Source organism: Actinomadura sp. NPDC048032, assembly GCF_040653175.1.
Taxonomy (GTDB): Bacteria; Actinomycetota; Actinomycetes; order Streptosporangiales; family Streptosporangiaceae; genus Spirillospora; species Spirillospora verrucosospora.
In genome coordinates, this window is the sequence record NZ_JBEZJP010000280.1 from 1 (window position 1) to 10,830 (window position 10,830).

A 10,830-nucleotide genomic window follows, 5' to 3' on the forward strand; every position below is an offset into this window, starting at 1 on the left:
GCGTGGCGGACGCTCGTCCTCGCCGGGCACACCGGCGAGCAGGGATGAGCGGAGCGAACCGGGGGGTGTGGGGGGTCGCCCCTCACAGGGAGCAGAGCATGAGAATTTCGGGGCGGTTGGGGGAGGTGCTGGACGTGCCGCCGCGGGCGTTCTCGCCCGCGCCCATCTGGTGGTGGAGCGGGGAGCGGCTCGACCGGCGGCGGCTGCGCGACCAGCTCGAACGGTTCGCCGAGGGCGGCGTCCACAACCTGGTCGTGCTGAACCTGGCGCCGTCCGGCCCGATGTTCGGCTCGGACGCCGACGATCCGCCGTTCTTCTCCACCGAGTGGTGGGACCTGCTGGACGCGGTCTGCGAGGACGCCGCCGAGCTGGGCGTGTCCCTGTGGTTCTACGACCAGCTCGGGTTCTCCGGCGCCGACCTGCAGGCCCGCCTGGTGCGCGACGTCCCGGAGTACGCGGGGCGCTGGCTCCGGCCGGACGGGTCGGCGGACGTGCGCGGCTTCGACTACCTGTCGGCGGAGGCGTGCGCGGCGCTCCTCGACCGCGTGCACGGCGAGTTCGCGCGGCGGCTGGGGCACCGGCTCGGCAAGGTGATCGTGGGGTCGTTCCAGGACGAGCTGCCGTCGTTGCCGACCTGGTCGGAGGGGTTCGCCGGCGAGTTCGCGCGGCGCCGCGGCTACGACCTGGGACCGCACCTCGCGGCGCTGTGGGGGAGCGGCGGCGAGGACGCCTTCCGGATCCGCCGCGACTACCATCTCACCCGCGCCGAGCTGGCCGAGGACGCGTTCTTCCGGCCGCTGGCCGAATGGCACGAGCGGTACGGGCTGCTGCACGGCTGCGACCAGCAGGACCCGGCGCGGGCCGGGCTTCCCGTGGACGGGGTCAGGCTGTACGCCGACTACGCGCGCACGCACCGCTGGTTCGGCGCTCCCGGGTCCGACCACCACGGCGACGCCCGCGTCCACTCGTCGCTCGCGCACCTGTACGGCCGGGACCGGACCTGGATCGAGGCGTTCCATTCCAGCGGCTGGGGCGGGACGCTGGAGGAGACCTTCGACTGGCTGCTGCCGTGGCTGCGCTCTGGGGCGACGCTCTACAACCCGCATGCCGTCTACTACACGACCAAGGCGGGCTGGTGGGAGTGGGCGCCGCCGTCCACCGACTGGCGTCAGCCCTACTGGCGGCACCACCGTGTCTTCGCGGACGCCGTCGCCAGGCTCTGCGCCGCCCTCTCTCTGGGGCGGCACGTGTGCGACGTGGCCGTGCTGTTCCCGACCGCGACCGCGCAGGCCGGGACGCGGCTCGACGGCGTGGACCCGGACGCCGTGCTGGCGCAGGAGACCTACCGGGAACTGGTCGGCGACATGGCCTGGTTCCGGATGGTGCCCGGCGTGCTCGACCGGGTGGGGATCGACGCCGACGTGGTGGACGACGACTCCGTGCAGCGTGCCAGGGTCGCCGAAGGACGGCTGGACGTCGCGGACGAGTCGTACGGCGTCGTCCTCCTCCCGTCCTGCGCGGTGCTGGAAGGGGAGACGGCCCGCAGGCTCACCGCTTTCGCCGAGGACGGCGGCCGTGTCGTCGCGGTCGGCGCGCCGCCTCGTCGCGGGGTCGGCGATCCGGGCGCGGACGAGGCGGTGGCCGGGCTCCGCGCCGTGCTGGAGGTCGTGCCGGACACCGGAGCTCTCGGCGCCGCGCTCGCCGGCGTCCGCCGGGTGGACGCGCCGGTGCCCGCCCTCGTCCGGGAGGCCGACGGCACCACGCTGGTGTTCCTGACGGCCGCGCCGTCGATGGCCAGCCGCGTGTCGGTGGGGCGGCCCGACGAGCGCGGGGCCGACCTCGGCTGGCTCGACGTGACCTACGACTTCGATCCCGGCCAGTACCTGCGGGACATGCGGGTGCGGGTCCGGGGCGTGCGCGGCCCGGCGTTCCTCGCGAGCCCGTTCGGGGGTCCGCCGCGCCGGCTGGAGACGCGCGCGGTGGACGGGACGTCCGTCGAGATCGTCGTCCCGTTCGACGACGGGCCCGCCGCGCTGCTCCTCTTCCCCGGCGGCGAGGACGTCGCGGCGCCGGATCCGGCCCCCGCGACGCGGCAGACCGTCCTCGACCTCGGCACGTCCTGGGCGATGGACCTGGTTCCGGCGCTCGACAACGCCTGGGGCGATTTCGCCCGACCCGCCGGTCAGGACGTTGCTCTGGAACGCTGGACCATGAGCCACCGACCGGAGGCGGAGTCGGCGTGGTCCGAGGCGCACGCGACGTTCGGCCCGCACGGTGTCTGGTCCAGGGAGAGCGAGGGGCGATGGCGGCCCTCGGTGTACTCCGACTCCCGCGGCATCCGCAAGGACGCCTTGCACCGCGCCTTCCTCGGCCCCAAGGGACACGTGCCTGAGGAGTTCCTCGACTTCGGGGAGGTGCGGTCCGGGGACGCGGTCGTGTTCCGGACCCGCCTGACCGTGCCCGGTGACGGCGGCTTCGTGGCCGTCGGCGCCGCGGCCGCCAAGACGCTGCGAGTGGACGGCGCCGCCGTCCCCCTGGACGACCGGGGCCATCTGGCGATCGCCGAGGCGCCGGTCCCCGCCGGTGAGCATGACGTCGAGGTCCGGCTGGTCCCCGACGAGGACGTCCGGCTGCGGGCCCACCTCGCCGTCGTCACCGACCGCGAGCGCTACCGGCGGCCGGAGTGGATCACGGCGGCGGGCCCCGCGCGGCCGGGAGCCGAGATCGCGCTCCGCGTCCCGCTCCCGGAGTCGGCCGACGGCGCGACGATCCAGGTGGCCTCGGCCGCGCCCTGCCGCGTCCTCGTCGACGGCGAGGAGGTCGGCCGCCAGGGGGGATTCGACCCGTACGCCGAGCAGGAGGTCCCGCGCGTCGGCCGCTACCGCGTGGCGGGCGGCGACCTGGCCCTGGTCCTCACCGAAGGCGGCCCGCCTCCCGAGGTCCTCGTGGACGGACCCGTCGTGTCCGGCGCCGCCTGGACCGCGACGCGCGACGGTGCCCCGGTGCCCGTCGCGGCGCGGCGCGCGCAGTACGGCGACCCGGCGTCCCTGCACCTGCGGCGGCGGCCCCATCCGCTGCCCGGCGCGGCATGGCTTGAGGACGATCCGGAGACGGGCGTCGTCCTCCCGGCGACGCTCGCGATGCCGGGCGCGGCACCGCGGGTGGAGAGGCTGCGTTTCGCCGTCCCGCCCGGGGCGACGGGTATGGCCGTCGACGTCCGCGGTGAACTGCTGGAAGCGACTCTGGACGGGGAGCCTTTGTCCCCGGCCCCCGAGATGGCGCTGCCGGGCCCGGAGGCTCCATCCGGCCGGACGGCGGAGCTGCGGATCCGCACCCTCCCCGGTCACCGGGCGGGCGCGGCGCTCGCGGGGCCGGTGCGTTTCACCGTGGGTCGCGGAAGCATCGGGCTGGGCGACTGGGAGGACGCGGGACTCGCCGGCTACAGCGGCGCCGTCCGCTACCGGCGCTCGTTCCGCCTCACCATGCCCGCGGGCGCGGCCACGCTCGACCTCGGACGGGTGCGCGGCACCGCCGAAGTCACCGTCAACGGCGACCCGGCCGGGGTGCGCATCTGCGCCCCGTACCGCTTCGACATCGGAGCGGCCCTGCGCGAAGGCGACAACGAGATCGAGATCCTCGTCTGCGGAACCCTCGCGCCCTACCTCGACGAGGTGAGCCCCACGCATTTCGTCTTCCAGGGCCAGCGAGTCTCGGGGCTCTTCGGCCCCGTCCGACTGCTCGTGGAGGCCCCGGCCGCCGGCGGGCGCTGACCGAACGGGACGGTAGCGCCGCGCGGCGGCCGGGGCTCCGCGTCACCTCACGAACTGGCGCGGAACGGCGGTCGCCTGCGTGCCCGAGGCCACGGACGGGGCGGGCGTGACCCAGACCGGCGCAGGGTCAGGGTTCTTGGCGCAGGTGCGGTCGACCAGGCCGCGGTCCGGGGGCACCTTCCCTCCGCGGAGGTAGTCGACCAGGAGGTCGTCGAGGCACGTGTTGCCCGCGAACGTGATGGCGTGGCTGCCGCCGCCCCTCTCCACGACGAGGCGTGCGCTCGGCAGGGCCCGCGCCATGTCGAGGCCGCCTTCGTACGGTGTCGCGGGGTCGTCCGTCGCCTGGAACAGCAGCAGGGGCGGCAGTCCTTTCCCGGTGATCCTGGGCCGGTGCCCCGCCTTGACGGGCCAGGTCAGGCAGCCCGCGTTGAACCACATGTTGTTGTAGGTGTAGAAGGGCGCCTTCTCGTTGACCTTCGCCTGGTCCTTGCGCCAGTACCGGAAGTCGCGCGGCCACTTGCTGTCGCTGCACATCACGGCGTTGTAGAGGTCGAAGGAGTCGTCCGCCGGGTCCGGCGCCGCGTAGCGCTCGTACGCGGTGGCGAGGGGCGCGGTGTCGCCCGAGTTGGTGTACGCGGCCAGCACCGTCGCGAGCCGGGGCCACCGGAGGACGTCGTAGCCGCCCGCGACCTGCGTGTCGTCGAACTCGTCGGGCCCGATCCGGCCGACGGGGTGCTCGCGCAGGCGGGTGCGCATGGCGTACCACTTGGCCTCGACCCCGGCGGGGTCGGTGCCGAGGTGGTAGACGCCGTCGGCCTTGGCGACCCACGCGGTGAACGCCTTGAACCGCTTCTCGTGCTGCAGGTCCTGGAGGACGTTGTGGTCGTACCAGGAGACGGACGGCCCGACGATGCTGTCCAGGACGAAGCGGCGGACGTGCCCCGGGTAGAACTGGGCGTACGTCGAGCCGAGCGTGGTGCCGTACGACCATCCGAAAAAGTTGATCTTCTCGGCGCCGAGCGCCCGGCGGATCGACTCCATGTCCCGGACGTGGTCGACCGTCGACAGGTGCGGCAGAAGCCGGGAGTGCTTCTCGGTGCAGTTCGCGACGTAGCCCGCCGCCTTCGCCAGCCACGCCTCCGTGGTGCCCTGGTCGACCTGGAAGTCGGGCCGCGGGCCGTCGAAGTAGTGCGGGTCGCATGACATGCGCGGCTCGCTGTGCTGGGATCCGCGCAGGTCGAAGCCGATCCAGTCGTAGGAGGCGGCGACGTCGGGCGGCAGCCTGGAGGGGATCCAGCTCGCCATCCACAGCCCGCTGATTCCGGGCCCACCCGGGTTGAGCAGCATCGGCCCCTGCCGCTCGCCCGGGGGCGCGGTGGCCGGGAGCCGGTTCAGCGCGATCCTGACCGTGCGCCCGTCCGGGCGGGCGTGGTCGAGGGGCACCTCCAGCATCGCGCACTGCAGGGCCGGGGTCGCGGCGTCGCCACAGGGCTTCCAGTCCAGGCGCGGCGGGTCCCCGGCCGCCGCGGTCGCCGGCGGTGGTCCGGCCAGCGCCGCGGCTGCCAGCATCCCGCCGCACGCGGCGAGCGCGGCGCCCGCGCGTGTCCTGCTCCGTCGTCTCACAGACACCTCCAGAGTCGTTGTGACATTGCAGTGTACAATTTCACCTTTCTTTCGTCATTGTCCGGAAACGGCGTCGGGGGCGTCTCGCGGCCGGAAACGGGGCGCCACCTCGGCGAATTCCTTTTCCGCGTTTCGGGGGAGATCCGTCCGGGAGATCCATAACCCAGATCGATGGCGCGGCGTATGACCACGGGTCGTTTCCGCGCCACAAACTGCGGGCGCACGCTTCCCCGACCCTCCGGACCTTGGACCCCGGAGCCCTGCGACTCCGTCCGGCGCCCCTGCCGGACGCCCGCCCCATGGAGGAAGACCCCCCGTGAGAAACAGACGCAGATCGACCCGCTGCCTGCTGGCGTCAATGGCGGTGGCCCTCGGGACGACGTTCCTCGTCCCGCCCGCGAACGCCGCCCCGAAACCCCCTCCCGCCAGCGTCCGCCCCGACGGCGGCGACGCGCGCCACGTCCAGAAGGCGCCGCTGCCCGCCAAGGACCGGCCGCCGCTCTCCGCCGACAAGAACGACCTGAAGAGCAGCCCCGACCAGCCGAAGAAGCCGGCGGAGCACAAGCGCCCTTCCATGAAGGCCGCCCCGAAGACGAGCGCCAAGGCCGCCGCGGCCGCGTGCAGCGCGAGTGACTTCACGAGCCGTTCCGGAAGCGCGCTCGTCCAGCAGATCAAGTCGTCCACGACCGACTGCGTCAACTCGCTGTTCAGCCTCACCGGCACCGACGCGTACTACGCGTTCCGGGAGTCGCAGATGGCGAGCGTCGCGTACGGGCTGCGCGACAACGGGCTCTCCTACCCGGGCGACAACACCACCGGCACGGCCCAGCTGGTCCTCTACCTGCGGGCCGGCTACTACGTCCACTGGTACAACCCGTCGACCGTGGGGACCTACGGCCCCACGCTGAAGACGGCGATCCAGTCCGGTCTGGACGCCTTCTTCGGCAACTCCCGGTCGTCGACGGTCAGCGACGCCAACGGCGAGGTCCTCGCCGAGGCGGTCACGCTGATCGACAGCGCGGAGGAGAACGCCCGCTACCTCTACGTGGTCAAGCGGCTGCTGACCGGCTACAACAGCTCCTACGACGCGTCCTGGTGGATGCTCAACGCGGTGAACAACGTCTACACGGTGCTGTTCCGCGGCCACCAGGTCCCCGAGTTCGTCTCGGCGGTCCAGGCCGACCAGAGCGTGCTCGACACGCTCAACTCCTTCGCCTCGGGGCACCTTTCCCTGCTCGGGACCGACCGCAGCTACCTGACGTCCAACGCGGGCCGCGAGCTGACCCGCTTCGTGCAGCACACCGCGATGCAGGCGAAGGTCAGGCCGCTCGCCAAGGGGCTGCTCGGGCAGAGCGCCATGACCGGGAAGACCGCGCCGCTGTGGGTCGGCGTCGCCGAGATGACCGACTACTACGACAAGGCGAACTGCTCCTACTACGGCACCTGCGACCTGGCGCAGCGGCTCGCCGCGAACGTCCTCACCATCAACCACACCTGCAGTCCGAGCATCAAGATCCGGGCGCAGGACATGACGGCCGCCCAGCTCTCCGACAGCTGCGCCAGCCTCCAGAACCAGGACGCCTACTTCCACGGCCTGGTGAAGGACGGGAACCGGCCCGTCGCGAACGACAACAACACCACGATCGAGGTCTGCGTCTTCGATTCGAGCACCGACTACCAGACCTACGCCGGCGCGATGTTCGGCATCGACACCAACAACGGCGGCATGTACCTGGAGGGTGACCCGGCCGCCGCGGGCAACCAGCCGCGGTTCATCGCCTACGAGGCCGAATGGGTGCGCCCGGCGTTCCAGATCTGGAACCTCAACCACGAGTACACGCACTACCTCGACGGCCGCTTCGACATGTACGGCGACTTCAACGCCGGCGTCACCACCCCCACGATCTGGTGGATCGAGGGTTTCGCCGAGTACGTCTCCTACTCCTACCGCAAGGAGGTCTACGACGCGGCGATCACCGAGGCGGCGCGGAACACCTACGCGCTCAGCACCCTGTTCGACACCACCTACAGCCATGACACGACCCGCATCTACCGCTGGGGCTACCTCGCGGTGCGGTACATGTTCGAGAAGCACCCGGGCGACGTCTCGACCGTCCTCGGCTACTACCGGACCGGCAACTGGAACGCCGCCCGGACGTTCCTGACCAGCACGATCGGCACCCGCTACGACGGCGACTGGTGGACGTGGCTCGCCGCGTGCGCGTCGGGCGCGTGCGCCGGCGGCGGGGGCGGCGGCAACCAGGCGCCGGCCGCGCGGTTCTCCGCCTCGGCGAACGGCCTGGCGGTCTCCTTCACCGACCAGTCCACCGACTCCGACGGCACCATCGCCTCCCGGCGGTGGGACTTCGGCGACGGCGCCACCTCGACGACGGCCAACCCGTCCCACACCTACGGCGCGGACGGCACCTACACCGTCACCCTCACCGTCACCGACGACAAGGGCGCCACCGGCACCGCGACCAAGCAGCTGGCAGTGTCGGCCGGAGGCGGCGGCGGGACGACCGAGTGCACCGGGACGGACACCCGCCAGCTCGGGCAGAACTGCCAGCGGAGCAACCTGTCGGCCACCCAGGGCAACCTGGCCTACCTGTACCTGTACGTGCCGGCCGGCACGCAGTCGATCAAGATCACGTCGTCGGGCGGCACCGGCGACGCGGACCTGTACTACAGCCCCACCAGCTGGGCCACGTCGACGTCCTACACCCAGAGGTCCGTCAACGCCGGCAACGGCGAGACCCTGACCATCACCAACCCGCCCGCGGCCTCCTCGGCCTCGGCGAGCCGCACCGCCAGCTCCTCGGCCGCCTCGGTGTCGCGTTCGAGGGACTCCCCGGCCGCGTCGAGGGCCTTGGTCAGCCGCTCGGCCTCGCCCCGCGCGGCCCGGACGTCGGCCTCCAGGCGGGCGGCGCGCTTGGCCTCCAGCGCCGCCTGCGCGTCGTGCTCCCGCAGCCGCGCGCGGACGCGGTCGAGCTCGGACTGCGCGCGGTCGACCCCCGCCCGGGCGTCACCGGCCGCGGCCTCGGCCGCCTCGACGGCGGCCTGCGCGGCGTGCTCTCCCTCCACCGCCTCGGCGAGCCCGTCGGCGGCGGCGGCAGCGGCGGTCTCGGCCGCGGCGAGATCCTCGGTGGCCTGGTCGAGCGTCGCGCGCATCTGCAGGAGGCCCTGCCCCCCGCCCGCGCCGCCGCCCTGCGCCCAGTGCGCCCCGACGAGCTCCCCGTCCCGCGTGACGGCCCGCAGCGACGCCTTTCCGCGCACGAGCGCGGCCGCGGCGGGAACGTCATCGACCACGACCACGTCCCGCAGCAGATGCTCGAACGCGGGACGCACGGAGTCAGGGACGCTGACCGCGTCGATCGCGTAGTCGGCCCCCGCGACCCGCTCCCCCAGCACGGGCGCCCCGCCGCCGATGACCAGCCCGGCGCGCCCGGCGTCGCGGGAGCGCAGCAGCGCGAGAGCGGCCTCCGCGGTGTCCAGCGACCCGACCGCGACGGCCTCGGCGGCGCCGCCGAGCGCGGCGGCGACGGCGGTCTCGTACCCGGGCCGGACGTTCAGCAGCGACGCGACCGTGCCCAGCACCCCGCCGAGCGACCCGTCGGAGCCCGCCGACAGCAGCGCCTCCCCGCCGTCGGCCGCGCTGGCGAGCGTCAGGTTCAGAGCCTCGATCCGCGCCTGGAGGGCCGCGACCTTCTTCTGCGCCGTCTGGTCGGCGGTGCGGGCCGCGCCCGCCGCCGACCGCGCCTCCTTCAGCGCGCGGCGCGGGCCGTCCACGGCGGCGCGGGCCGTCTCGGCGGCGTCCTTGGCCGCGGCGAGCGCCTCCTGCACCGCCTCGTGCTCGGCGGCGAGCGCCGGGTCCTCGACGACCTCCGCCTCGAACGCCTCGAACTCGGCCTGCGCGGACTCGGCGCGCTGGTCGGCCTCCTCCCGCGCGTCCGCGAGCCGGCCGATCTCCGACCGTCCCGCCTGCGCCTTGCTGCGCAGCGCCTCCACCCGGCCGCGCAGCCGGGCCAGCTCCTCGCGGCGGTCCGCGGCGGCGCGGGCGGCGGACTGGAGCCGCCGCTCCTCGGCGGCCAGGGCCTCCTCGGCGGCCGACCGCTCCTCCACGGCGCCGGAGAGCCCGTCCCGGGCCTCGTCCAGCGCCTCGCGGAGCATCTCCTCCTGCTCGCGGATCTCGGCGGCCTCGCGCTCCATGTCCTCGGGATCGCGGCCGCGCCGCTCCTCCTCGCGCGCCTCGGCGGCGTTGCGGTGCCGCTCGGCCGCGAGGTCGGCGACGCCGCGGAGCCGCTCCTTCAGCGCCGACAACCGGAACCAGGTGTCCTGCACCTGCGCGAGCCTCGGCGCCTGCTCCGCCTCCTCGGCCTCCAGGACCGCCTCGCGCTCCTGCGCCGCCGCCAGCGCCCGCTCGGTCTCCGTGCGCCGCTCCCGGATCGCGGCCTCGTCGGCCGCCTCCTGCTCCAGCCTCGTCCGCAGCGTGACCAGGTCGTCGGCGAGCAGCCGCAGCCGGGCGTCCCGCAGATCCGCCTGGATCACCGCGGCCCGGCGCGCGATCTCCGCCTGCCGGCCGAGGGGCTTCAACTGCCGCCGCAGCTCACCCGTCAGGTCCTGCACGCGCGTCAGATTGCCCTGCATCGCGTCCAGCTTGCGGAGCGCCTTCTCCTTGCGCTTGCGGTGCTTGAGGACGCCGGCCGCCTCCTCGATCACCGCCCGCCGCCCCTCCGGCCCCGAGTGCAGGACCCGGTCGAGCTGCCCCTGCCCGATGATCACGTGCATCTCGCGGCCGATGCCGGAGTCCGACAGCAGCTCCTGGATGTCCAGCAGCCGGCACGCGTCCCCGTTGATCGCGTACTCGCTCGACCCCGACCGGAACATCAACCGGCTGATGGTGACCTCGGAGTAGTCGATCGGCAGCGCACCATCGGAGTTGTCGATCGTCAGCACGACCTCGGCACGCCCCAGCGGCGCCCGGTTCGACGTCCCGGCGAAGATGACGTCCTCCATCTTGCCGCCGCGCAGCGACTTGGCGCCCTGCTCCCCCATCACCCAGGCCAGCGCGTCCACGACGTTCGACTTGCCCGACCCGTTGGGCCCCACCACAGCCGTGATCCCCGGCTCGAACTTGAGCGTGGTGGAGGACGCGAAGGACTTGAACCCGCGCAACGTCAAAGTCTTCAGATACACGCGCCAGGAGCCCCCCTCCTACGACACCCACACCCCGAACATCCGAAGCACGATACTGGTTTTCTTGCTTCTTTCTCCTCCTTCGGGCCTGGCGGCCCTCCATCGTCGAAAAAAGCGGGGCGATCGCTGGCATCGCTCCGTCTCGCCTTGCGGCTCGCTGCGCGATCAGGTTCTTGCTTCGCTCGAACCTGCCTTCGGACGCGATCGCGGCTCCTCAGCTTGTTGCGTGGTTGCGGTGGTG

The 10,830-nt window shown here is 73.2% G+C and carries 4 protein-coding genes and 1 pseudogene; 3 read left to right on the forward strand and 2 right to left on the reverse strand.

Going from position 1 to position 10,830, the window contains the following annotated elements; translation table 11 throughout:
* Positions 1–98 precede the first annotated feature (98 nt).
* Entirely contained in the window at positions 99–3,770 is a 3,672-nt protein-coding gene (locus AB0C69_RS28770; protein WP_360358304.1) for a glycosyl hydrolase, read from the forward strand.
* A 42-nt stretch (positions 3,771–3,812) separates the two neighbouring features.
* On the opposite strand, the gene AB0C69_RS28775 is transcribed toward AB0C69_RS28770, so the two are convergent.
* Positions 3,813–5,393 (reverse strand): alpha/beta hydrolase, encoded by a 1,581-nt coding sequence (locus tag AB0C69_RS28775; protein ID WP_360358305.1) that lies wholly within the window; start codon positions 5,391–5,393, stop codon positions 3,813–3,815.
* Positions 5,394–5,967: 574 nt separating this feature from the next.
* On the opposite strand from AB0C69_RS28775, the pseudogene AB0C69_RS28780 reads away from it, so the two are divergent.
* Positions 5,968–8,115 (forward strand): annotated as a pseudogene (locus AB0C69_RS28780) (collagenase); the annotation flags it as partial.
* Here AB0C69_RS28780 and AB0C69_RS28785 read toward each other — a convergent pair.
* Positions 8,112–10,568: an AAA family ATPase gene (locus AB0C69_RS28785; protein WP_360358306.1), complete on the reverse strand. Its 2,457-nt coding sequence runs from the start codon at positions 10,566–10,568 to the stop codon at positions 8,112–8,114. The pseudogene AB0C69_RS28780 and the gene AB0C69_RS28785 overlap by 4 nt on opposite strands.
* Here AB0C69_RS28785 and AB0C69_RS28790 point away from each other — a divergent pair.
* The coding region (locus AB0C69_RS28790; RefSeq protein ID WP_360358307.1) for a hypothetical protein at positions 10,537–10,830 on the forward strand (294 nt) is incomplete at its 3' end. The genes AB0C69_RS28785 and AB0C69_RS28790 overlap by 32 nt on opposite strands.